The sequence below is a fragment of the Solwaraspora sp. WMMA2059 genome (assembly GCF_027497315.1).
GTDB lineage: Bacteria > Actinomycetota > Actinomycetes > Mycobacteriales > Micromonosporaceae > Micromonospora_E.
In genome coordinates this window covers 6,082,264-6,106,709 of sequence record NZ_CP114908.1, presented here as the reverse complement: position 1 = coordinate 6,106,709, position 24,446 = coordinate 6,082,264, and the positions used below count along the sequence as shown (strand labels likewise).

18 protein-coding genes are annotated in these 24,446 nt (G+C 69.6%); 6 read left to right on the top strand and 12 right to left on the bottom strand.

Annotation, left to right across the window (positions count from 1 at the left end; translation table 11 throughout):
• Positions 1-189 precede the first annotated feature (189 nt).
• Positions 190-2,514 (top strand): carboxypeptidase regulatory-like domain-containing protein, encoded by a 2,325-nt coding sequence (locus tag O7553_RS28035; protein WP_281552552.1) that lies wholly within the window; start codon positions 190-192, stop codon positions 2,512-2,514.
• Between the two features lie 87 nt (positions 2,515-2,601).
• On the opposite strand, the gene purL is transcribed toward O7553_RS28035, so the two are convergent.
• Genes purL through purS form a run of 3 tightly spaced genes read right to left on the bottom strand, consistent with a single transcriptional unit; the run spans position 2,602 to position 6,235 of the window.
• The gene (gene purL / locus O7553_RS28030; RefSeq protein ID WP_281552551.1) at positions 2,602-5,295 is read right to left on the bottom strand and encodes a phosphoribosylformylglycinamidine synthase subunit PurL; all 2,694 of its coding nucleotides are present in this window, start codon (positions 5,293-5,295) and stop codon (positions 2,602-2,604) included.
• Positions 5,292-5,975 carry a phosphoribosylformylglycinamidine synthase subunit PurQ gene (gene purQ, locus O7553_RS28025; protein WP_281552550.1) on the bottom strand — a complete coding sequence of 228 codons (684 nt, stop codon included), beginning with the start codon at positions 5,973-5,975 and terminating at the stop codon, positions 5,292-5,294. Before purQ ends, purL begins: the two co-directional genes overlap by 4 nt.
• Positions 5,972-6,235: a phosphoribosylformylglycinamidine synthase subunit PurS gene (gene purS, locus O7553_RS28020; RefSeq protein WP_281552549.1), complete on the bottom strand. Its 264-nt coding sequence runs from the start codon at positions 6,233-6,235 to the stop codon at positions 5,972-5,974. Before purS ends, purQ begins: the two co-directional genes overlap by 4 nt.
• 466 nt (positions 6,236-6,701) lie before the next feature.
• On the opposite strand from purS, the gene O7553_RS28015 reads away from it, so the two are divergent.
• Positions 6,702-7,376, top strand: coding sequence for a DUF1986 domain-containing protein (locus O7553_RS28015; RefSeq protein ID WP_281552548.1), 675 nt, complete (start codon positions 6,702-6,704; stop codon positions 7,374-7,376).
• A 117-nt stretch (positions 7,377-7,493) separates the two neighbouring features.
• Here the strand turns inward: O7553_RS28015 and O7553_RS28010 are convergent, their stop codons facing one another.
• Both O7553_RS28010 and O7553_RS28005 read right to left on the bottom strand, forming a co-directional pair.
• Positions 7,494-10,220, bottom strand: coding sequence for a hypothetical protein (locus O7553_RS28010; RefSeq protein WP_281552547.1), 2,727 nt, complete (start codon positions 10,218-10,220; stop codon positions 7,494-7,496).
• A 13-nt stretch (positions 10,221-10,233) separates the two neighbouring features.
• On the bottom strand, positions 10,234-11,583 hold the full coding sequence (locus O7553_RS28005; protein WP_281552546.1) for an SWIM zinc finger family protein: 1,350 nt from the start codon (positions 11,581-11,583) through the stop codon (positions 10,234-10,236).
• A 282-nt stretch (positions 11,584-11,865) separates the two neighbouring features.
• On the opposite strand from O7553_RS28005, the gene O7553_RS28000 reads away from it, so the two are divergent.
• Entirely contained in the window at positions 11,866-12,285 is a 420-nt protein-coding gene (locus O7553_RS28000) for a heavy metal-binding domain-containing protein (RefSeq protein WP_281552545.1), read from the top strand.
• Between the two features lie 32 nt (positions 12,286-12,317).
• On the opposite strand, the gene purB is transcribed toward O7553_RS28000, so the two are convergent.
• Complete coding sequence (gene purB / locus O7553_RS27995; RefSeq protein ID WP_281552544.1) at positions 12,318-13,751, bottom strand: adenylosuccinate lyase; 1,434 nt, start codon at positions 13,749-13,751, stop codon at positions 12,318-12,320.
• Between the two features lie 325 nt (positions 13,752-14,076).
• On the opposite strand from purB, the gene O7553_RS27990 reads away from it, so the two are divergent.
• A complete protein-coding gene (locus O7553_RS27990; RefSeq protein ID WP_281552543.1) occupies positions 14,077-15,321 on the top strand; it encodes an IPT/TIG domain-containing protein in 1,245 nt (414 codons plus the stop codon).
• Here O7553_RS27990 and O7553_RS27985 read toward each other — a convergent pair.
• Complete coding sequence (locus O7553_RS27985; protein ID WP_281552542.1) at positions 15,303-16,016, bottom strand: class I SAM-dependent methyltransferase; 714 nt, start codon at positions 16,014-16,016, stop codon at positions 15,303-15,305. The genes O7553_RS27990 and O7553_RS27985 overlap by 19 nt on opposite strands.
• 354 nt (positions 16,017-16,370) lie before the next feature.
• On the opposite strand from O7553_RS27985, the gene O7553_RS27980 reads away from it, so the two are divergent.
• A complete protein-coding gene (locus tag O7553_RS27980; protein ID WP_281552541.1) occupies positions 16,371-17,546 on the top strand; it encodes a tRNA guanosine(34) transglycosylase Tgt in 1,176 nt (391 codons plus the stop codon).
• Between the two features lie 7 nt (positions 17,547-17,553).
• Positions 17,554-18,465: a hypothetical protein gene (locus tag O7553_RS27975; protein WP_281552540.1), complete on the top strand. Its 912-nt coding sequence runs from the start codon at positions 17,554-17,556 to the stop codon at positions 18,463-18,465.
• Positions 18,466-18,476: 11 nt separating this feature from the next.
• Here O7553_RS27975 and O7553_RS27970 read toward each other — a convergent pair whose 3' ends face one another.
• The 5 genes from O7553_RS27970 to O7553_RS27950 form a co-directional block, all read right to left on the bottom strand.
• On the bottom strand, positions 18,477-19,730 hold the full coding sequence (locus tag O7553_RS27970; protein ID WP_281552539.1) for an aminotransferase class III-fold pyridoxal phosphate-dependent enzyme: 1,254 nt from the start codon (positions 19,728-19,730) through the stop codon (positions 18,477-18,479).
• Complete coding sequence (locus tag O7553_RS27965; RefSeq protein WP_281552538.1) at positions 19,727-21,289, bottom strand: GMC family oxidoreductase; 1,563 nt, start codon at positions 21,287-21,289, stop codon at positions 19,727-19,729. The genes O7553_RS27970 and O7553_RS27965 overlap by 4 nt, the downstream gene beginning before the upstream one ends.
• Before the next feature lie 128 nt (positions 21,290-21,417).
• The gene (locus O7553_RS27960) at positions 21,418-22,221 is read right to left on the bottom strand and encodes an SDR family NAD(P)-dependent oxidoreductase (RefSeq protein ID WP_281552537.1); all 804 of its coding nucleotides are present in this window, start codon (positions 22,219-22,221) and stop codon (positions 21,418-21,420) included.
• Positions 22,218-23,465: a glycosyltransferase family 4 protein gene (locus O7553_RS27955; protein WP_281552536.1), complete on the bottom strand. Its 1,248-nt coding sequence runs from the start codon at positions 23,463-23,465 to the stop codon at positions 22,218-22,220. Before O7553_RS27955 ends, O7553_RS27960 begins: the two co-directional genes overlap by 4 nt.
• 35 nt (positions 23,466-23,500) lie before the next feature.
• Positions 23,501-24,325, bottom strand: coding sequence for an Rmt family 16S rRNA (guanine(1405)-N(7))-methyltransferase (locus O7553_RS27950; protein WP_281552535.1), 825 nt, complete (start codon positions 24,323-24,325; stop codon positions 23,501-23,503).
• Positions 24,326-24,446: the final 121 nt, after the last annotated feature.

Genomic DNA, 24,446 nt, shown 5'->3' with positions numbered 1-24,446 from the left:
ACCGTAGTGGACTTACTGTACGGAGAGGACACATCGGGACGATACGACTAGCTCCGGTACCAGTTGCTCCCGCCCCTGGGTCGCGCACATCCGTCCCGGCAAGGCATAGTTGCCGACGGTGTACTCGTCACGGGTGACCCCTGCCCGAATCCTGGTGCGGGGGAAGGATCAAACCGGAAGGCGGTGGACGTGACAACACACCTACGAGCCTGGCTTTCGCGGGCCGGTGTTGTCGCAGCGCTGGCTGCCGTCGCACTAGTCGGCCTGCCCGCCGCGCCAGCGGCCGCCGAGGCACCCACAGTCACCATCCGCAGCCTCTCCAACGCCAACCTCACCTCCGGCGGCCGCGCCACCCTCGAATTCGAGGTCCGCAACAACAACCCGGCCGACGAAGAGGTGGAGGGCGGGACGTCCTTCAACATCCGGGTCGCCACGAACATCAACGAGCTGCGGTGCGAAGGTCAGTGCGACTTCACCGACACGATCGACCGGGGCGCGAGCAAGACCTACACGGTCGAGCTGATCGCCGGCAACGTCGGGACCAACCAGAACCGCACCGGCCGGGTGGAGATCGTCGCCGTGGTCGACGGAGAGAACGGCCGGGTCCAGCGCGACGTCTCGGTCCGCGGGCCGCAGGAGGCGCCCCGGGTCAAGGAGGTCGCCGGCAAGGTCACCGACGTCTCCACCGGTGTACCGATCGAAGGCGCCGTGGTCGTGATGAGCGACTCGCAGAGCAACAGCTACGACACCACCACCAACGGCAACGGCAACTACCGGTTCACCTCCAGCAACGACCGACCCATCGTCCCCGGCGACATCCGGATCGCGGCGACCGCCGACGAGTACGACGACAGCGATGTGAAGGTCGTCACCGCCGCCGCCGGGCAGTCGATCACCGTCGACCGGATCACCCTGAAGTCGAACGTGGAGCCGACCCCGTCGGCCACCCCGGAGGCGACCCCGTCGGCGACCGCCGAGGCGACGCCGAGCGGCGCGGCCACCGACGCCCCACCGGTCGACACCGAGAACCTGGCGAACGAGAGCAGCGGCGGGGGGATGGGCTCCTGGCTGCTGATCATCATGGGCGGCCTGCTGGTCGCGCTCGGTGTCGGGGCCATCGTGCTGCTGTTGGTGCGGCGCAAGGACGGCGACGTCGACGACGACCCGGAGCCGGCCGACGACGACCCAGCTGGCGGTCGGGCCGCCGCGCCGGGAAGTCGAGGCGTCTACCACGGTGCCGACGACGCGACCCGGGTGGCGATGCCGCCGATGCCGCCCGGCCCGGTCTCCGACGCCACCATGGTGACCCGGCCGTCGTTGTCGGACGCGCCGACGATGCTGCACCAGATGCCACCGATCAAGGACGAGTTTCCCGACCCGTACGGTGCTCCGCCGCCGCCCGGTCCGACCCCGCCGGGCGGGCCCGAACCACGGTACGGCGCGGACCAGCGCCCCGGTTGGGGTGGACCACCGACCCAGCCCGGCTACGGCTCCGACCCCGCCGGTGCTACCAGCGTTTACGGCGCGGTTCCCGGCGCCGACCAGCCGGGTAGTGGATCCGGCTACGGCGGACCGGGCGGTGCTGCCCGCTCCGGCGGCACCTACGGCGGCAGTCAGTACGGCGGCAACGCCCCGTCGTCCGGGGCACCCGGCACCTACGGCGTCCCGCCCTCGTCCGGCGGCCCGTACGGCGGTGCCCCGTCGTCCGGCGGCCCGTACGGCGGCAACGCCCCGTCGTCCGGGGCACCCGGCACCTACGGCACCCCGCCGGCACCCGGTCAGTACGGCGAGCCGGCCGGTCGGCCGCCAGCCGACGAGGCCGGCGGCTACCGCAGTAGCCGGAGCTTCGGCGACGCCGGCGGCGCGGGCTACTCCGGCGGCAGCTACGGAGCGGACTCCCCCGCCGGCGGGTACGGCGCCGATCGTTACGACGAGCCGACCGGGCGCTACGAGCCGGGCGGCTACGGGCAGTCCGGCCCACCGTACGAATCCGCCGGTTACCCCGGCCCGGATCAGGGGCGCGGCGACGTGCCGCCACCACCGCGTGGTCCGGAGCCGCCGCAGCCCGGCTACCGGGGCGGCAGCCCCGGTTACGGGCCGGAGGGCGGTGGTTACGGCACAAGTGCCGGCTACGGCGGAAGCTACGGGGAAAGTCAGCCCCAGGCCGGTGGCTACCCGGACGCGGGCTACCCGGCCGGTGGCTACGGTGGCGACCGGGGCAGCGGCTACGGCTCCGACCAGGGCTACGGGTCGGCGGGCTACGAGTCCGGCCGGGAACCAGGCGGGTACGGTGCCCCAACCGGTGGCGGCTACGACCAGGGCGGCGGCTACGACGACCGCCGCGTCCCGGACCAACGGGGTGGCTACGACCAGCAGATGCCGTACGGACAGCAGCCCTACGACCAGCAGCCGTACGGCGGTGAGCAGCCGCCCGGGGACCAGCCGCGGCATGGTGCCACGCCGCAGGCAGGCAACCGGGGTGAGCGACGTTCCCTCGACTGGCTCGACGACTGACGGCCGATCGACGCGACATCAATGAGATGGGCCGGACCCTAGCGGGGTCCGGCCCATCATCGCTCGGTCAGCTTGTCGTCCGCCCGGTCAGCTCTGGTTCTTCGGCTTGCTGGCGGACGGATCGGGGCGGTCCACCGGCTGAGCCGCGTCGCCGTCGGCCGCCTCGTCGTCGGCCGCATCGTCGTCGGCCACCGTGTCGCTGTCGGTGACTGCTTCCGTTTCCCGCTCGGTCACCGCAGCAGGCTCGCTCACCGCGTCAGCCTCGTCGCTGTCCGGGTCGACGTCCACGGTCGCCGGGATGTGCTCCGGCGTACCGGCCGGGGCGTCGACCGCAACCGCGTCACTGGCCAGGATCCCGACTGCGTCCGGATCCTGCGGGTCCGCCGGCACGTTGCGCGGCCCTACCGCGCTGAACAGCGCCGGCAGGGTGCCGGTGTGCGCGCCACGCAGCTCGTCCAGACCGACGCTGAACTGATCGCGGACCTCCAACAGGCGGGCCGCCGGATCGGTCACCCCGATCATGGTCCAGGGCAGTCCGTGCTCCACGCAGAGCGCGGTGAACGCCTTCTCGTGCCCGCGCGGCACGGCCACCATGGCCCGCCCCGCCGACTCGCTGAACAGGAACACGAACGGCATAGAGCCGTCACTGAACTCCGGCGGCAACGCGATCCGCGCCCCGATCGACCGGCGCAGGCACGCCTCGACCAGTGCCTGGGCGAGCCCTCCGTCGGAGAGGTCGTGGGCCGAGGTGATGTGCCCCACCCGGGCCGCCTCAGCGATCACGGTGGCCAGCACCCGCTCCCGGTCCAGGTCGACCTTGGGCGGCGTACCGCCGAGGTGCCGGTGGGTGACCCAGGCCCATTCCGATCCGGAGAGTTCCAGCTCGGTCTCGCCGAGCAGCATGATCAGGTCACCGTCGCTGTGTGACGGCGGCACGAAGCCCATCGGGACGCGCTGCGCCACGTCGTCGAGCACCCCGAGCACACCGACCACCGGGGTGGGGTGGATCGCGGCGGCACCGGTCTGGTTGTAGAAGCTGACATTGCCGCCGGTCACCGGGATACCTAGCTCGGCGCAGCCGTCGGCGAGGCCGCGAACCGCCTCGGCGAACTGCCACATCACGCTCGGGTCCTCGGGGGAGCCGAAGTTGAGGCAGTTCGTGACCGCCACCGGGCGGGCACCGGTCACCGCCACATTGCGGTACGACTCGGCAAGCGCGAGCTTCGCCCCCTGGTACGGGTCAAGCCGGGCGTACCGTCCGTTGCCGTCGACCGACAGGGCGACGCCGAGCCCGCTCTGCTCGTCGATCCGGATGACCCCGGCGTCCTCGGGCTGGGCCAGCACGGTGTTGCCCAGCACGTACCGGTCGTACTGCTCGGTCACCCAGCTGCGGTCGCACAGGTTCGGCGAGGCGATCATCCGCAGCAGGGTTTCCCGCAGCTCGTCCGGGGAGCCGGGGCGGGGCAGCGTCTCCGCCCGGTCGGCCTGCAGCAGGATCAGGTCCGCCGGCTCGCGCATCGGCCGGGCGTAGACCGGGCCGTCGTCGGCCAGCGACCCCGGTGGAACGTCGACCACCACGTGGTCACGCCAGGTGATCACCAGCCGTCCGGGCCGACCGTCCGGCTCGGTCGGGGTGACCTCACCGATCGCGGTGGCCAGCACGCCCCACTTCTCGGCGGTGGCGAGCACCGCGTCGAGCTGCGCCGGCTCGACGATCAGCAGCATCCGTTCCTGCGACTCGCTGGCCAGGATCTCGTGCGGCTCCATCGACGGCTCACGCAGCGGGACCCGCTCCAGCCAGACCCGCATGCCAGTGCCGGCAGCGGCGGCGGTCTCGGTGAGCGCGCAGGTCAAACCGGCGCCGCCGAGGTCCTGGATGCCGACGACCAGCCCGGCGTCGTACAGCTCCAGGCACGACTCGATCAGCAGCTTCTCCATGAACGGGTCGCCGACCTGTACCGACGGGCGACGCTGCTGGCTGGCGTCGTCGAAGGTGGCGCTGGCCAGCACCGACACCCCGCCGATGCCGTCCCGGCCGGTCTTGGCACCCATCAGCACCACGACGTTGCCGGCTCCGGCGGCGGCCTTGTTCTGCAGCCGGTCGACCGGCAGTACGCCGAGGCAGAGCGCGTTGACCAGCGGGTTTCCCTGGTAGCAGGGGTCGAACACGACCTCGCCGCCGATGTTGGGCAGGCCCAGGCAGTTGCCGTAGCCGCCGACCCCGGCGACGACGCCGGGCAGCACCCGGGCCGTGTCGGGGTGGTCGGCGGCGCCGAACCGCAGCGGGTCCATCACGGCGACCGGGCGGGCGCCCATGGCGAGGATGTCGCGGACGATGCCGCCGACGCCGGTGGCCGCCCCCTGGTACGGCTCGACGAAGCTGGGGTGGTTGTGCGACTCGACCTTGAAGGTGACGGCGAGGGTGTCGGAGACCCGGATGACGCCGGCGTTCTCCCCGATGCCGGCGAGCATCAGGTCACTGGCCGGAGCCTTCTCGCTGAACTGCCGCAGATGCACCTTGCTCGACTTGTAGGAGCAGTGTTCGCTCCACATGATCGAGTACATGGCGAGCTCGGACTGGGTCGGCCGGCGGCCGAGGATCTGTTGGATCCGCTCGTACTCGTCGTCACGCAGCCCCAGCTCGGTGTACGGCTGCAGCTCACCAGGGGTGTCGGTGGCGCGTTCGACGGTGTCCGGGCCACCGGCGTACCGGTCGACCGGTACGCCGAGGTCGGTCTCTGCCGGGCCGGCGGCGGCCGCCGCCTCCGACTGGGTGGTCATGCCGGCACTCCCGCGAGGTGCTTGAGGATGGAGGTGAAGAAGCCCAGCCCGTCCCGGGACGGACCGGTCAGGTCCTCGACGGCGTGTTCCGGGTGGGGCATCAGCCCGACGACGTTGCCGGTGGGGTTGGTGATGCCAGCGATGTCCCGCAGCGAACCGTTGGGGTTGCCGCCGACGTAGCGGGCCACCACCCGGCCGGTCGACTCCAACTCGTCAAGGGTCTGTTCGTCGGCCACGTAGCAGCCTTCGCCGCTCTTGAGCGGGACGAGGATCTCCTGCTTCGGAGAGAACGCGTTGGTGAACGCGGTCCCGGCGGTCTCGACGCGGAGCATCTGGTCCCGGTTGCGGAAGTGCAGGTGCTGGTTGCGGGTGAGCGCGCCGGGCAGCAGGTGGGCCTCGCAGAGGATCTGGAAGCCGTTGCAGATGCCGAGCACCGGTAGGCCGTCACCGGCAGCAGCGACGATCGACTGCATGACCGGGGCGAACCGGGCGATGGCTCCGCAGCGCAGATAGTCGCCGTACGAGAAGCCACCGGGTAGCACCACCGCCTCGACGCCGCGCAGATCGGCGTCGCCGTGCCACAGTCGGACCGGCTCCCCACCGGCGAGCCGCACCGCGCGGGCGGCGTCGCCGTCGTCGAGCGAGCCCGGGAAGGTGACCACCCCGATCCGGGCACTCATGATGGATCACCGGCTGTCTCAGGCTGCTCGGCCACCCGGACCTGGTAGTCCTCGATGACCGGGTTGGCCAGCAACTTGTCCGCGATCTCACGGGCCCGATCCAGGTCGGGCTCGCCGGCGAACTCGATCTCGATCCGTCGGCCGATCCGCACCGCCGAGACGTCGCTGACACCGAGTCTCGGCAGCGCGTTCGCGACAGCCTGGCCCTGGGGATCGAGAATTTCCGGCTTGAGCATGACGTCGACGACGACGCGAGCCACGTGGCACTCCTGACCGTGTACGCGTTGGGGGTGCCGGCCTCGAACGGGCCGCGCACCGCTCAGCCTACCTGGTGGCACCGGGTGCGACGCACCGGCGGTCGAAGAGCCGAATCGGTGATCGGGCCACAAATCAGCCACGAACCGATAACGACGACATCGGCCACCGCCGACGGACCGGCTCACTGGGCAGACCGAACGCCCACGAACGGCCTGCCGCACCCCCGTTGGCGACCGCCACCGGACGCAGCGCGGGATCGAGAGCGCGGGACGCCACTGCGGGGCATCAACGCATCGTATGACTTCGATTTGATTCTTGTAGATGACCGCCGTAGGGCTTAACGTCATTCGTCAAACGCCCGATGACGACCGTCGGACGGACGCTGTAACACTCTGCCGCCGGATAACAGGTCCGGCGGCGTGGCTCACCACCCGTACCCCGGGTCGCCCCCTCGGAAGGAGCCCACCCATGCGTGTTCGCCTGGCTGCGGCAGCAGTAGCCACCACCCTGATCGGCCTGCTGGCCACGCCGACCGCGGCGACGGCCGCACCGGAAGAGATCATCGGCGGCGGGACGGTGTCGTCTGCCCCGTGGGCCGCCGCGGTCTTCAGCAACGGCTCGTTCACCTGTTCCGGCACGATCATCGCCGCCAACTGGGTGCTCACCGCGCGGCACTGTGTCAGCGGCTCCATGTCGGTCCGGATCGGCAGCGTCTACCGCTCCTCCGGCGGCGTCACCCGTACGATCAGCTCCGCGTACGGCCGCTACGACCTGGCGCTGCTCTACTTCTCCAGCCCGGTCAGCACCAGCTATGTGACGCTGTCCAGCAGCTACCCGCCGGTCGGCTCGACCAACAGCATCTACGGCTGGGGCATGACCTGCTACAGCGGCTGCGGCGCGTCGACCCAGCTGAAGACCGCCTCGGTCCAGGTGACCAGCACCAGCGTCAGCGACGCGTACGGCGGCCGGGCGATCCGCAGCACCCGGATCAACGGCAACGCCTGGCGGGGCGACTCCGGCGGCCCGCAGTTCTACAACGGCCAGCAGGTCGGGGTGGCGTCGACCGCCAACGGCGTCAACATCCAGAACTATGGCAGTGTCGCGTACAACCGGTCCTGGATCCGGTCGGTGACCGGCGTCTGACCCCGAGCTGAACCTGGTCTGGGACCGACTGGTTCTGGCGCGCGACGGCGCGGACCCCGTGGACTGATCACGGAGTCCGCGCCGCCCTGCTCTCACCGGCTGTGCGGCATCCGGTCGCTACCGACGGGTGCCGGCGAGCGCCGCCACCAGCGCTCGGGCGCTCTTGACCAGCTCGCTCGACCCACGACGCGCCGCCACGGTGGTCACCTGCGGAATCTCGCCGCTCGCCCCGCACCGCAGCACGCACTCCACCGCAAGGGTCAGCAACTTCCCTACCCCCCGCGCCACCGGTTCGCCTTCGAGCAGGCCGGGGAGCGCGCCTCGACACACCGACCACACCGTGGCGTACGCACCGGTAGCGGCCATCTCCCCCAGAGTCTCGATTGCCCGGCTGAGGGTCACAAACGAATACCCCTCGGGACCAAGCTTCACGATCTGCCGGCCGAGCAGTTCGCCGTTGAGGTCACCACGGGCAGCCAGGACCAGGGTCGCGTCGATCGCCGCCGCGCGTTCCCGAGGACGGTCGGCGTCCATGGCCAGCGCGAGTCTGAGATGCAGGGCGAAATCGGCCGGGCCGCCCGACTCGGCCAATTGCGGAAGCAGACGCATCCAGGCCCGCCTGTCCCGCTCCGTGTAGGGCTCACGAGCGCTGTAGTCGTAGTAGCAGTTCGCCACCCTGTCCCGGTGGTGCGGCAACGTGGCCACCCAGGCCGCCAACTGGTTGCGGCACTGCCGATCCCACCTCGTGCCGGTACGGAAGAGCCGCTCGGCGTCGGCCGGCAGTTGTAGATCGGTCACGGCCCCGGGCAGGTCGATCAACTTGTGCACGATGTCGAAGGCACCGATTTTGTCCCAGTCGTCCGGTGTCGACGGCTGATGCGGGTAGCCGCCGGCCCGTAGCCAGCTGGACAGCTGGCGACCGGCGTCGCCCGGCAGCCTGTCGGCCGCATCGATGATCCGCTCATCGGTGGTGGGAATGACCCGCAGCAGGGCCTGACCAAGATCGGCCGATCGCGCGGCGATGCCACGCTCGGCATACCCCGTCAGGCGCTCCACGAGTACCGCCGCGTCGAGGGCTCCGGTGGCGTCGGTCGGGACCGCCAGCAGGTACGGAAGGTCGCCGGCGCGTACCGCCACGGCGGCCTCCCGAATACGTGTGGCGAGCAGCTGACCTGGGGGCGAGAACTCGCCGCGGCAACAGCAGCAGCGCGCAACGAGCCAGTCGTCGTCCGGCACCGCTCCGGTCACCGCCTGGACGACGACCCACAGGTGTACGGGTGTGCAGTCACTGGGCCGTCCCGGTACCCGCCGCACGACGGGAACCAGCGCCGCGGCGAGTCCGGCCCGGTCGTGCACCGAATGACGGACGAGTCCGTCGAGCGCCTGCTCGAACAGCACGATGTCCTGGCTGCCGGCCAGCACAGCGGCCACCTGCTCGGCGACCTCGGCGGGCGTGCCGAGCGGTTCCGGCACCGCGGCGGGCGCGCGGACCAGCGGCAGCGTCTCGACGTACGGCTCGTCGCGCCGCGCCACCGGTCCGAACAGGTCAGCGGCCTGCGCCGACAGTGCAGGTGTCAGCCGGTCCGCCGCCGCCTGCAGGACAGCCCTGATGGGTTCGTCGGCACCAACCTGCTCCGCCGCCGAGGCAGCATCCAGATGCCGGGCGATCATCTTGAGCGCCTGCTCCTGCACGGCGATGTCCGGATGTCCGAACGCCAGAGCTGCCGATCGCACCAGCTGGCCGGCTCGTGCCGGGTCTCGTCGCGCTGTCCGGTCGAGCCACGTCAGGTGCGCCCGGATGAGCTTCTTGTCCGCTCGACGAAGGAGTCGTCGGGTCGTTTCGGTGACCAGCTCCGGCTCGATCAGGCCGGCCTCGTCAAGCTCGGCGAGGCGGACCCGGGCGTACTCGGCCACCGGCACCCACAGGTCCAACAACATGAGATAGTCACGGCCGACGGCCGCATGTTGCGCCAAGGCGGGGGGTAGGTCGTTGATCATCTCGAGGCAGCTCCGCAGCTCCCTGCGTTCGCTCGTCTGCCGGACCCGCTCCAGCCACCCCTGCAGCCTCGTCGACCAGTACTCCGCCGCCAGGGCACGCCACCGCGGATCATCAGCGATCAACCGCACCAGCGCCTTGTCCCCTCGCGGCGAGCAGAGATGGCCCCAGTCCACTCGGCGGAAGACGAGGTCGACGACGTGGTCGCCGCTGATCAGGCCAGCCTCGATCAGTTCGGCCTGTGCAGAGTCCGACATGTATTTGTCTGGGTTCGTTCGGGCGATAGGCAACAGGATCGGGGCGAGCGGGTCGTTTCGCACCCGCTCTCCGAACGTCATGCCGGGCGGGTTGGGGACCAGATCCGGGTCCCCGCCGTACCACCGGGCTGAGAGCCAGTTGAGGAGGAACGAGCGGGAGGTCGGCGGGGGGCAGCCGGTGCGCCGGATCAGGTAGTCGGCAAGCGGGAAGAGTTTCCTTGCACTGTCGATCGCGGCGACCAGCTCGGCCTGCTGCTCGGCCGTCCAGTGGTCGACCACCTCGACCACCCACCGGTGCGGCCCAGCGGTCTTGTTCTTGTCGTCCTCCCAACTGATGTCAGCCTTCTGGCAGTAGTGGTTCTCCATCCGGGTGAGCCATTTTCCGGCTGTGCCGGGGTCGGGTTGCGCGGCGAATTCGGCGGCGAGGCGCCCGAACCGCTCCGGCTGAGGCAACTTCTTCCACTTGCCACACAGCAGTGCCGTCCGGAACTCGGCGAGCGTCTCGGCGTGTCCGGCGCGCCGTGCCGGGGTTAGCTTGCTCATCGCCCGGCCCACCCCGGCCACGTCACCAGCGACGATCCGGTCCATCATGTCCACTGTAGCCTCACATCGAGTTCGTGGTGATACGGGCGGCGAGCACGTGCTTGCACGGCCCTCGTCCGCCCTGGTACTTCGCCCACCAGAGGCAGGTGCAGCTCACCCAGCCGGCGGCACCGAACCGTACGGTGTGGATCTCCTTGCCCGTACCGACGGTCGCCAACCCGTCGGCGATCGTGACGGCACCGGCTGCGACCAGCTTGCGCGCTGCCCGCAGCCGCGGATTGAACCTTTCGACCTGCTGCGGCCGGTACGGCAGGTCGCGGTGGAAGTGCGACTGCTCGGCGAGGTCATAGCCGACCTGACCTGCCGTGCCCAGGGTGGTCAGGGCTGCCCGGACCCGGTGTGACGGCAGGTCCGCCATCCGGGCCAGCTGGTCGACATCGATCGTCGGGTCCCAGGCCAGCAGCGCGGACACCAGGGCGGCGTCCTCGGTCGCCGTCGAAGTGGCCAGATCGTCGAGCACCCCGCCCTCGCCGGAGAAGCCCCGTGCCGCCGCCGGCGAGAGCATCAAGGTCAGCCGCATCCCCGGCAGCCGTGCCTCCCACGCGACGGGCCCGAGGGTCCCGTCGGCTGGGGCGTAGATCCGGACGGCGTCCGCGTACGGCAGGACCGGCCACAGCGTGGTCAGCCGCTCGACGCCGGGCAGGCCGATCGTGCCCGGTCCGGGGCGGGTGGCCGGGCGCAGGCCGCGGCCGGTCACGCTCACCCAGTGCGTGGTGCCGATGACTGACCGGGTGGTAGGGCGTGGCGCTGCCCGCAGGACCGCCTCCGCGTCCGCCGGCGACACCTCCGCCCGCAGGCTCAGCCCGGTGGCCAGCACCTGCGCCTCGGCGAAGCCGCGCACCCACCGCGACGGCAGGGGTACCTGCTTCTCCACGTACCGCCCGTCGAGCGTCGTGACGGCAACCTCGTCCGCCCCGACGAGCAGGTGCAGCGGCGTGGCAGCACCGACCCGGTTGAGCGCTCGGCGGAAATCCGAGTTGACGTCGACGTTGGTGGTGCCGTGCCGGATCACCTCGCCGTCCAGGCCGTCGTCGAGGATGTCGAGGCGGGCGTAGACCCCGCAGCATCCGGAGAAGGACTCGATCCGCAGCCGGTCGCCGTTGGCCGTGACCACCGGGTCCAGCGAGGCGGCGAGCTGTGGCCGGTAGTAACGCGTCGCCGCCACGTCGGCGACGACGAGGAACGCGGTCGCGGCAGCGACGGGGGCGGTAAGGAAACCTGTGAACAGCTGCGGATGCGTCACCGGGCCCTCGGGGGTCACCCCGCCGGATGTCTCCAGCAGCATGGTCAGCCGGCCTGCATCTCCCTGGAGGCGGGAGAGCCCGCGGTACGCGTAGTCGTAGTCGGACACGGCGGCAATCCTGGCAGGAGTGCCCAAGAACCGCCCAGTAGCCCCAACCAGCCAAGAAACGGATGAACTGCCGTTTCGTTGGCGAGGAGGGCCGTCGCTCCGCGGCCGTGGATCCTCTATTCCCGGCAGTTGACTAGTGCCTGCCCAGCGGGTGTCCGCTGACCGTTAGCTGGCGCGGGCTCCGCTGAGGTACCAAGTGGCCGCGCTGTGCCGTTTGACGGATGGCGCAGGCCCCACCAATGCCCGCGAGCAGGGCACACCATCACTCATAGCATCGGTTCCGTGCTGATCGTGACGACGAACGATCTACCGGGATACGAGATCCGGATCGTGCTGGGTGAGGTGGTCACCTCCGTGGTCCGCTCGATCAACCCCTTCAAGGAAGGCGTCAAGGCGCTGCGGGGCGGCAAGTCCGACCCGGGCGGACCGGCCAGCCTCACCAAGTACCGGACCGAGATCATCGGCAAGCTGGGCGATGCCGCCAAGAAGAAGGGCGCGAACGCCGTCATCGGAATGCGGTTCGACACCCGGCAGGTGGGCAGCACCCACATGGAGCTCTGCGCGTACGGGACGGCCGCCGTGGTGCTGCAGCTCCGGCCCGACGCCGGCGACGACTCGAAGCAGTTCAAGGTCGACGCGAGTCACTCCGACGCCAGCGCCGGCAACGACACCAGCGGCTCGGCCGGCTCCGGCGGCAGATAGGTCCACCGAATCGGGGCCGGCAGCAGCTAGCTCTACAGGATCGGGGCCGGTTGGTAGGCGGCGGCCACCGGGTGGTCGGCGACCACCGCGGCCACCCGGTCCGCCACCGCCCGCACCTGCGACGGCGCGGCGCCGACGAAGCCAGCCCGGTCGGCGACCACCAGGGCGATCTCGTCCCGGCTCAACCCGAGCCGCCCGTCGGCGGCGAGCCGGTCGAACAGGTCGTTGTCGGCGGCACCCTGCTCCCGCATGGCCAGCGCCACCGCGACCGCGTGCTCCTTGATCACCTCGTGCGCTGTCTCCCGGCCGACGCCGCCACGCACCGCCGCGACGAGAATCCGGGTGGTGGCCAGGAAGGGCAGATAGCGGTCGAGTTCCCGGGCGACCACCGCCGGGTACGCGCCGAACTCGTCAAGCACGGTGAGGAAGGTCTGGAACAGCCCGTCGGCGGCGAAGAACGCGTCCGGCAGCGCCACCCGACGTACCACCGAGCACGAGACGTCGCCCTCGTTCCACTGGTCGCCAGCGAGCTCGCCCACCATCGACAGGTAGCCCCGGATCACCACGGCCAGCCCGTTCACCCGCTCGCTGGAGCGGGTGTTCATCTTGTGCGGCATGGCGCTGGAGCCGACCTGCCCGGGCCGAAAGCCCTCGGTGACCAGCTCGTGGCCGACCATCAGCCGGATGGTGGTGGCCAGCGAGGACGGGGCGGCGGCGACCTGGGCCAGGGCGGAGAGCACGTCCAGGTCGAGGGATCGGGGGTAGACCTGGCCGACGCTGTCCAGCACCCGCCGGAAGCCGAGGTGACCGGCGACCCGGCGCTCCAGCTCGGCGACCTTGGCGGCGTCACCGTCGAAGAGGTCCAGCTGGTCGGCGGCGGTGCCGACCGGCCCCTTGACGCCGCGCAGCGGGTAGCGGTCGATCAGGTCGGTCAACCGTTCGTACGCGATGAGCAGCTCCTCGGCCGCCGACGCGAACCGCTTGCCCAGCGTGGTGGCCTGGGCGGCGACGTTGTGCGAGCGGCCGGCGAGGACCAGCTCGGTGTGCTCGACGGCGAGCCGGGCCAGCCTGGCCAGGGTGCTGACGACCCGGTCGCGGATCAGCTCCAGCGATGCCCGGATCTGCAGCTGTTCGACGTTTTCGGTCAGGTCCCGGGAAGTCATCCCCTTGTGGATGTGCTCGTGGCCGGCGAGCGCGCTGAACTCCTCGATCCGGGCCTTGACATCGTGTCGGGTGATCCGCTCGCGCTCGGCGATGGCGGCCAGGTCGACCTGGTCGACGACCCGCTCGTACGCGTCGATCACCCCGTCCGGCACCGCGATGCCGAGGTCGCGCTGGGCGCGCAGGACGGCGAGCCAGAGTTTGCGCTCCAGCCGGATCTTCTCCTGCGGGGACCAGAGAGCGGCAAGCTCGACGGAGGCGTACCGGGCGGCGAGCACGTTGGGAATCTGCGGACGCGATGTCACGTACGGCAGTCTGACACGCCGACCTGCCGGCACCGCCGGGCAGCCGGCGAGCACCGGCGGACCGCTGACCCTCTCGGCGTTCCTCGTGCTCCGTAGCTGCACCAGCACCCTGGCAGTCGGTCGCGATCTGACCGATCTGGCCAATCTAGCGATAATTGCGTAACTGGTCGCATTTTCTCTCGTTCAGCCTGTCGTTGCCGAATTCTTCCGGCCACACCACTCCTGCTCCTGCCCGCCAGTGCGAGTCGTATCCCCACCTGGCGCGGTGTGATGCCGAAGTCCGAGACGAGGAACTGTGCGTACCACCACACGCCGCAATACATCCATGCTCACCGTCGCAGCCCTGGCCGGAGCGCTCGCCAGCCTGTCCGTGTCCGGGCCCGTCACGGCAACGGAAGGTGACGGGCACGCCGTCGGCGTCCGATTCGACCTCGCCGCAGACATTCTCGGCACCACCGTGATCGACGCGGACGCCATCGTCGGCAGCGCCACCGCCCCGCCGAAGCCCGGCACCGACAGCGGACCCGCGATCGAGGTCGTCCTGCCGACGGCCGTCGGTGTGTCGGCCAGCGGGACGGTCGAGGAGGTGTCCGTCACCAGATGGCCGTACCACAGCACCGGGTCCGGCACGGTCAGCGACCTGGCCGTCAGTGTTCTCGGCGTACCCGCGCTGACGGTGACCGCGGCTTCCGCCTCGGTGAGCTGTGGAGCGGACCGGCGGGCGGCGGTGGAGACGGCGCTCGACGGGCTGACCGTGTTCGGTGCAGCCGTCAGCCTGCCTGTCGAAGGGTCACCGATCACGTCGAGCCGGCCGCTGCCGGTTACCGGGCTGACCGGCGCGCGGCTGACCGCGAGCGTCACCGGAACCGAGATCCGCGAGCTCGGCACCCGCGTCACCGCCGCCACCGCCGCCACGGCGACCTTCGAGATCACCGGCGACACGGCCGATGGCTCGGTCACGGTTCCGGCCGGCACGGTGACCGTCGCCGAGGCAGCGTGCGTGCGGCCGACACCGCCGACCGATCCGACATCACCAGGACCTGCGGGTATCGACACGCTCACCGACTCCACGTATCACAGCGCTGCCACTCCCTGGATCGACTCGGTCAACCCCGGTGAAGGAACCGCCGCCGGCGGCACCACGGCGACGGTCAGCGGCACTGGCTTCGTTCCCGGGCAGACCCGGGTGACAATCTGCGGCCAGACGCTCGGGCCGGAGGTCGTCACGGTCAGTGGCGCATTCAACGTGTTGACCTTCCCGACTCCCGCCTGTGAGGCCGGCACGACGACGATTTCCGTACGCACCCCGGTCGGCACCTCCAACGAGATCGCATTCCGGTATGTCGGGGAAGGACCGCCGGTGAGCGAGGAACCGGGCGACGGCACATCGGATGACGGCCTTCCGGTCACTGGGCGCACGCTGGGTCCGCTCGTTGTCAGCGGCCTTTTGGCGATCCTGGTTGGCGCCGCACTGCGGTTCGCCGCCGGCGGAAAACTCGAAGCAGAGACGAGACGGATCGGCGACGCTCACCCGCAGCAGGCAATTCCGTATCAGCCGCCGACCGAGTAGATGCTCCACGGCCAATGGTCGCCCTTGTGTTGACCGACCAGAGTGAATCCGGCTTCTTTGACAAGATCGTCGTAGTCCGGCGAGTAGTAGATGACCGTGACCTCCTTCTGGTTCTTCCGTGCCGCCGAAACCAGGTTGTTCATCACTGTCGTGAAGACCGGTGGACCGAACGGCGAGAACAGGTACACGATCAGATTATCGGCGGGGGCGACGAAGTCGGCGGCATCGATAGCCAGCAACTCGACCTCGGCGGCCGTCAGCGGCCCGGTGTAGCTGCGCAGGTTGTCCTCAGCCTGCCGGATGAAGGTAGGCGAGAAGTCGACACCGATGACCTTCTTGTACGGCTCACCGGCCGCCAGCAGCACGATCCGGCCCTTGCCGCAGCCAAAATCGATGAACACGTGATCCCGATGCTCGATGCCTCCGACGCTCGCCATCATACGCTCGAACTCGCGTCTGCGGGTCGGCAGGTAGTGGGACGCCTCTTCCATGTGCGGCCCGACGCCGTCGATATCAGCGAGACCCACGATCCCATTGGTCTCGGTGCCAAATGTCTCGTCGAAGCGCTCTCGCCTTTCGTGGGATCGGATCCGGATGTATTCAATACTGTCGACAACAGATTCTCGGAACGTCGAGGTACGCAGTGTTTGTCGGAAAATCTTCCAGTCGGTACGCAGATCGGCGAAGATCGGCACGTCTCACCTGCACATCAGGGTGATGGAGTCGGTTGAGCCCGGCTGCCATCTGACGACCGGAACGCTAGTCCATGATCGGACCAGAAGGAAATGCTGTCCAGCAGGATTCACCGTACGGCCGGCCAGGAAAATGCCACCGGACAGTGGTAGCGTACGAGCCCCCGCACGTGCATATCCGAGAAGGACACGTGCCGGTCCGGCAAGGAACAGCCCGGTCGAGACCTACGTCAAGACCTACCAGCCGGCCGCCCGTCCAGCCAGTCAGCCGCCCGTCCAAGGCGGCGGCCGAGATGGCGTCCGGCGGGTCGCGTATCGTGGGGAAGCCGTCTGCCGCCGTCGAGGAGCTGCGACCTGATGATCTCCGCAGACCCTGCCGCTCCCGCTGGGCATCGACTGCAGGCCGGGCACCGACTGGAGACCCTTCACGGTTCGGTCGTTCTGCCGACCTTCCTGCCCGATGGCACGCGGGCCTCGGTCCGCGCGGTCGACAGCCGTGACCTGGCAACAGTGGGGATCCAGGCGGTGATGGTGAACGCCATGCACCTGGCCCAGCGCCCCGGGCTCCAGGCCGTCCGACGGGCCGGCGGGCTACACCACTTCATGGCCTGGGACGGTGTGATCGTCTCCGATTCCGGCGGGTTTCAGATCCTCTCCCTCATCCGCAAGCGGGGACAGACCGGATCAATCCGATCAAACGGGGTGACTTTTCAAGAGTCGCCGGACACGAAGAAGATCGTGCTCACCCCCGAGAAGGTAATCGAATGGCAGTTCGGCCTCCGATCCGACGTGGTGATCGCCCTCGATGACTGCACCGGCCCGGAGGACTCCCCGGCTCAGCAGCTCGCTTCCACCGAGCGCACGATCCGCTGGTTCCGGCAGGCCCGACAGGCGTACGACCTCCAGTGTCGGCAGCGCCGGGCGGCGGAGCCGCCCCTGTTGGTCGGGGTGGTCCAGGGCGGCACCGATCCGACGCTGCGCCAACGCTGCGTCGACGCCCTCGTCGAGTCGGGGGCGCAGGGGTTCGGATTCGGCGGCTGGCCGCTGAACTCCGCTGGCGAGTTGGAGCGCGACATGTTCGCCCTGCTCGCCCGGATCACGCCGCCCGACGCGCCGCTGTTCGCCCTCGGAGTCGGCCGGCCCGAGCATCTGGTCTCGCTCTGCGAACTCGACACCCGATGGATCTTCGACTGCACGATCCCGACCCGGGATGCCCGGCACGGCCGCCTTTACGCGTTCAAGCCTGATATCGCCAGCCGGCAGCTCACTCCGGATCGGAGCTTCTACCAGAACATCTACATCCTTGACGAGGAAAATTCCCGCAAGGACCAGCCAATCTGCCCGACCTGCGACTGTCCGACCTGCCAGCGGTACAGCCGCAGCTATCTGCACCACCTGTTCCGGGTGAAGGACGGACTGGCGGACCGGCTCGCCACCCTGCACAACCTTCGCTTCTACACCCGCCTGCTGGAGATGATCCGGTCCGGCCAACTGGCCGGACCCGCCACACCCGAGCCGGGCGGGCGGGGATGACCGGCCGGTGACCACACCTCCACCGGGCCAGGTGCCGGACGACGGTCAGCCACTGGCCAGCCTGCGACCAGCAGGTACCCGCCCGCCGGACGTCGCCGCGTCCGCAGCACGAACGGCCGGACCTCCCGCCGTTCACAAGGTGATCACCCGGCTCACCTCGGCCGCCAAGTACCGCGACATCCACCCGGAGACCATTGTCGACCTGGTACGGCGCGAAGGGCGGGGCACTGGCGACGCGGCCGAGCTGGAACGGCGGGTCCGGGCCCGGTTGCACAAGGTGGCCGCGTTGCATCTGCTCACCGCCCGGCCACCGGCGCTGCGACGGGCGATCGACCGAGCCGATCTCGACGATCCGCAGGTCCGGCGGGACTGGTGCCGGCAGATGCTGGGCGGCCACTTCTCCACCGCCGAACGTCTGCCCGACCTCGACGACTTCTACCCGGTCCTGTTCGGACTGGTACCGCCACCCCGGACGGTGGCGGACATCGCGTGCGCGCTGAACCCGTTCACGCTGCCCTGGCTGAGGCAGGTCAGCGATGCCCGGTACGTCGGCTACGACTTCAACGCGCTGTTCGTCGCGTTGGGTAACGCGTTTCTCGGGCGGGCATACCCCGAATGCGAGATCCGGCACGAGGATGTGCTCGCCGACGGCCAGCCGGTGAGCGCCGACCTGGCGCTGCTGCTCAAGACGTACCACTGCATGGAGGGACGCCGTACGGGTGCCGGGCAGGCGCTGGTCGACCGGCTGGACTGCCGCGACGTGGTGGTTTCGTTCCCCACCCGGGCCATGAACGGTCGAGCCGCGGTCTTCGTGTCGCGACATGTCGAGGAGCTCTCCGAGCTGGCCCGTGATCGGGGTTGGCGCTTTTCACGAGCCAGCCTGGCGTCGGAGGAGCTGGTAGCGATCCACAAGGGGTGAGCCCGGTGGCCTCAGTCCGTCCAGAGCCGCTCGACGATCGCGACGGTCTGCTGCCGGGTACGAGGCCGGTCAGCTAGACCATCCATGGCACCCCATGCGCTCGCGTACCAGGAATCCTCGGTGATTCCGCGGTCGGTGAAGCGGCCGGTGAGCGCACGGCACACCCGGTCGATCCGCCCACACGCGTCTTCGACGACCGCGCCGGCGAACGCCGCCGAGGGGGTCTGGTTGTCGCCCTCGAAGAAGAGCAGCCCTTCGGCCGCCGCCGCGGCGTGGAAGGCGTCCTGCACCTCCCCGTCGGCACAGACGAACTGGAAGAGGTTGCCGTTGCCCGCGATGTCGATCGGCACGCCGGTGCTGGCAAACGCCGACCGCGCGTGGGCGATGAACGACTCGCCGGCGGCGCGGATGGACCGTTGCGGTCCGCCGGTCGCCATCCGGCGCAACGTGGTGGTCGCGGCCGCCAACGTGGTCGGTTCGAAGTACGAGGTGAACGAGACGTCCTGCAACGGGGTGAGCAGGTCTGCGTCGCCGCCTACCGCCGCAACCGGTGAACCGTTGGCCAGGCACTTCGCCACGATCCAGACCGCCGGGTCGAGCAGCTGGGTGGACAGACCGGCCCGGTACCGCAGGCCGACCTTGACCTCGTCGGCGATGACCGGGACGTCCGCTGCCCTGGTCAGCCGGCTGAACTCGGCATACCAACGCTCACCCAGGTGCATGTGGTCGGGGGAGATGACCACCGCGGCCACCTGTGCTGGGCGGCTGAGCCATTCAGCGAGCACGTCGAGATCAAAGAGGAACTCGACGATCCCGTGCCGGTTGGGGGTGAACGGCTCCTCGCAGTGCCACATCGGGTCGTACCCGTGGTATCCGGCGCTGAGGACGATCGGCCGGTCCCGAATCTCTCGAACAGCGCAGGTCACCGAGCGGAGCGCGGCGGTGCCGGTCCGGTAGAGTCCGACGACGTCGCCGCCGAACACCTGCCGCAGCTGGCCGGTCAGGTCGTCCAGCGTCGGGCTCCAGGCGGTGCCCACCCCGCTGCGGCCCCGGGCCGCCTGGGCGATCGCCTCGGCGACCTCCTCGTCACCGTGACCGAGGACGACTGAGCCTCGGGCGTTGTCGAAATCGATCCACTGCCGACCGTCCGGGTCCGTCAGGTACGCCCCCGACCCTTCGACGAAGACCCGGGGGCGTCCGTCGGCGTCCCGGGGGCAGGTGGGCTCCTGCGCCAGTAGGTTGCGCGCGCCGATGTCGATGGTCATTGACTCCGCTCGTTTCGCTCCGTGCCGACAGGTGAGTAGGACAGGTCAGGTTCGATCCCGAACTCCCGGCGCAGCAGCCGGTGCGCCATCCGCAGGGCAAGGGCCTGGATGGTGAGTGTCGGATTGACACCGCCCGGGTAGGGCATCACGCCGCCGTCGACCACCATCAGATTGGTCAGTCCGTGCACCCGCCCGTCCGGGTCGGTGACCGACGTACGCGGGTCGGTGCCCGCGCGACACGTCCCGTGCAGATGGGTGCTGCCCATCCAGAAGTACGATGACTCGCGCCAGGTCAGCTCACAGCCGGCGGCCCGTAGAATCCCCTCGGCTCGCCGTTGGAGGTACTCCAGACGGGCACGGTCGCGAGGGTGGGGCGAGTAGTCCATCACGATGTCCGGTAGGCCGAACCGGTCGACCCCGCGACTGAGGGACACCCGGTTGTCGAGACCGGGCTGGTCGGGTACGAGGCACTCGAGTCGCAGAATCTGCTCGTCGGGGCGCATCCGAACAGCTTGCTCCGGACCGGACTCGATGATCAGACCGCCGAATCCACCAGGTGCGTCATCGGCGGTGTAGTAGTCGGTGATCGCAGCGGAGGAGAACGGTCCCGGGCCGGCGGCAGGTCGGTCGTCGGACGGAGTTGCCGGCGGGTCGGCCCGCCGGTAGCCGAGCACGTACCCGCTCATCTTGAGGCACAGGCCACGGCCGACCATGTCGTGATCGTTGCCGAGACCATGCGGGCTCAGCTTGTCGATGGAGCGCAGCAGCAGCGCTGCGCTCTGGACGGCGTTGCCGGCGACCACCACGTGGCGGGCACGTAGCACATGCCGGTTGCCGCTGTCCATCCGGATGCACTCGACACCGTCCACGCTGGTGGCGTCCCGGCGCCGGATCCGCACGGCCTTCAGCCCGGCGAAGAGACGCAGACCGGCCTTGCGGGCCGGGTCGAGGAACACCGTGACCGCGTCGCCCTTCGCACCCCGGTCGCACTGGTTCGAGATACATGGACGTTCCCCACCGCATGGCGGCCGACCCTGGTAGGGCGTGGTGGTGATGGCCAGCGGGGTCGGGAAGGGATGCAGGCCGAGAGAGCGGGCCGCAGCGTTGATCACCGCGCCCTCCGCGGTGGTCTCGACAGGCGGCATCGGGTAGGTAGGGTCGCTCGGCAGGCTCGGGTCGTGCCCGCCCCCGGCGATGCCGAGCGCCGACTCCACCAACGCGTAGTAGGGCTCGATCTCCGCCACGGTCCACGGCCAGCGCAATGGCAGGTCTCCGGGACCCAACCGGGTCTCCGGGTCGAAGTCCACTGGACGATGACGAAACGCCGCGCCACCGAAGAAGACGGTCCCACCGCCGACGTTGCAGGTGGACCAGGGATTGCCGGTCTTCTCCCACAGACCGCTGTCCTGCCGGATCCAGGCGGTCTCGGCATTCATCTCGATGTCGTCGTAGCTCACCCAGGGATCGACGAAGGGGCCCTGTTCGACGACCACGACGTCGAGACCGGCACGTTGCAGGGCCCACGCGGTGATCGCGCCGGAGGCGCCGCTGCCGATCACACAGACGTCGGCGACCCGGGCGATGTCGTCCGCGGTCGGCTCGGGGCCGTACCGCAGCCGGGTCGTAGCATCATCGTGACCGGTACCGAGGTCGACTGAAACGCTGATGAGAACCTCCCGGGTTTGATCTACGTGCTGCCCGCTGTGGTCATGTCCACCGCACCGGCTGCCAACTCTTCGAGCGTCTGCCGGACGGTGAACACCTGCCCGGTGTGCCCCCGTCGGCGGGCAGCCGTGGCAGCCCAGGCCACCAGCCTGGCGGCGGCTGTCGTGTCGTCGGGTGCGTCCGGGCCGCCCATGTCGGTGGGGATCCAGCCCGGGTCGACCGCGTTGACGACGACGTCCTGGCCGCGCAGGGCGACCGCCAGGTTGACGGTCATGACGTTCAACGCGGCCTTGGACATCCGGTAGCCGGTAGCCTCGCCGTCGGCAGTACCCGGGTCGGCGTCGTCGGCGGTCACGTTGACCACGGCGGCCCCGCCTGCTGCCCGCAGCAACGGCAGCAGCGCGCAGGTCACCAGCAGCGGACCGACCGCGTTGACGGCGAGCAGTTCGTGGACCGCCTCGGCGGTGATGCTCTCCGGCCCGGCATCGCGTCCGTCGAGGAAGACCCCCGCGTTGTTGACCAGGCCGGCGAGGGAGCCGCCGGTGTGGGCGGCGACCAGTTCGGCGGCCGACGCGATACTCGCCGGGGAGGTGACGTCCAGCGGTACGTGGGTGACCCGGCCACCGCTGCGGCGTAGCGCCTCGGCCGCGGCGGCTCCGCGCTGATCGTCGCGGCAGCCGAGCAGGACCGACCAGCCGGCGTCGGCCAGCAGGGCAGCAGCGGCAAACCCGAGGCCACGGTTACTGCCGGTAACCAGAATATGACTCCGGTCAACTTCGCCGGCTGAACTCGCCGGAGCGGCACTCGGTCCCCGTTGCCCGGTCACGTTCCGCTCGCCGTCCCGGCTCCGACGAGGGCGGCGCGGTAGCAGTCCAGAATCCGGTCCCGGGTGGCGGCGAGATCGAACGTGCTCGCCGTGGCGGGCTGGGCGGCGCGGAGCTGGGCGACGACCGAGTCGCGGTTGGCGAGTACCCGCCGAACGACTTCGGCGAGCCCGTGCACGTCACCGGGATCGCTGAGCAGATCGGGGCAGGCCGAACCGATGGTGCTGCGCAGACCGCCGACAGCGTACGCCGCCACCGGGGTAGCCGTCATGATCGCTTCGATCGCGCTGCCGCCGAGTTCCTCGTGGATGGAGGGCATGACCAGGGTGTCCACCAGGGCAAGCGCGGCCGGCACCTGGTCGTGCGGGAGAAAGCCGGTGACCACGAACTGATCCGTACGGCCGGCGTCGGCGATCTCCCGTTGCATGCGCTCCCGTTGCGGGCCGTCACCGACCACGAGGAAAGTCGGAGCGAGGTCATCGAGAAGCTCGGCCAGCCGCAGCAGGTCCGGCCAACCCTTCTCATGCGCGACCCGGCCGACGTACCCGATGAGCGGCCGGCGACCGGTCAGTCCGTGCCGCTCGGCGAACGACGCCGCCTCGGTCGCGGTTGCCGGGGTGATGTCGACTGCGTCCGGGTTGACCACGATGCTGGACCGGTCCAGGCCGGTCGCGGCGCTCACCACGTCAGCGGTCCGGGCGGTCAGCGTGCTGACCCTCGCCGCGCAACGCAGAGCCTGCCGTTCGGCCCGGGTGACCATGCGGTGCGCCATGGCGTCGACCGCCGACATCGGCTGATAGACCGACAGTCGGGAACAGTGCAGGGTGAGTACGTAGGGCACGCCCAGGATCCGAGCCGCGACCCGGCCCGCGATCAACGGCCAGATCTGACCGTCCGCGTGAACATGGACGACGTCGGGGCGCCAGGTTCCGCGCCGCAGCCGCAGACACTCACGGATGGTGGCGATCAGCCAGGCCTGTCCGAGACCCACCAGTCCGGTGATCTCGGAGCGGACCTGCGGCAGCGAGACTCGGGCTATCCGGACGGTCAGCCCTGGCTCGATCTGCTTCGTCGGCGGCAGCCCGGGGAAACCCAGGGTCAGCACCAACTGATCGACACCTGCCCTGGCCAGGCTGCGGGACAGCGCCAGGATCTGGACCTGCATACCGCCCACCGGATCGAACTCCGCCGGCCAGTGGTCGACGTAGTCGTGATGGAAAAATGGGGTCAGCCGAAGCACACGCACGACGCTATCCAGTTCTCCTGAAAGAGCGGCGGAAGCTACCTTTGAATGACGTAGACCAGCTCGTTGCCGATCTCCAGCCGCCGAAAGCCGTATGACCGCTCCCGGGCCTGCGACTCAAAGCCCTGCGAATAGTTCTGGAACATCCCTTTCGATCGCTGACCGAGAGATCTGGTCGGAAAGGTTACCACGATAATCGGCGAGTTGACAAGATCGATCGCTTCCCATCCCGATCCTCGGCGCTGAGTTTCCAGGCAGGGCAACGTCTTAAGCAGTAGCGTGACATCGGTCGGCTCGTCAACCCGATCCTCAAGGATGTCAGCCACCCCCACCCGGTGGTCCACACCCAATCTCGTCAGGACGGACCCCACGAAGCCGATCAGGCGGGCGTCGATGTCAGATGCGACGTACACGGCCTGCTCGGGTAGCCCCATCCACGGCACAGCCAGCGGGTTGAGCCCGCAGGCCAAGTCACGCACCGTGTTCGGCTCGGGCAGCTCGCGGAAGACTTCTCGGTAGAACTCCGCCAGGTGTGGCAGTCGCTCACGGGTGGAGAGATGCACCGACATCGCACGTCGGAGGGCCGCGTGGACCGCTTCGTCGTCTCCGGCGTCGACGGCGGAGTCGATCTGCCGCAGCAACGCTGCGTAGTTGGGCGGCTTGGGCGGCAGAAACGCACCGTAAATCTCATGCAGCCCGCGCTTGGTACGTTTCACCGCATCGGGAACATCGCCGCGGGCCGCGACGAGCGCGGCCCTGGCCAGCCGCCGCACGGTAGCTGGAGCCACCGTCTGGTACCTCCGACTCTTCACGATGGCCTGCTCGATCTCGTCGACTCGGTCATCGGCCGCAGATTGCGTCATTGATCGATCCCTTTCGAATCGCTGGACCGGCAACAATCAGAGATATTCCCCGACCGATCACCGCATCGCCCCGCTAGCCATTCACTATGTACTATAAACCTATAATGCGGACATTGCGCAA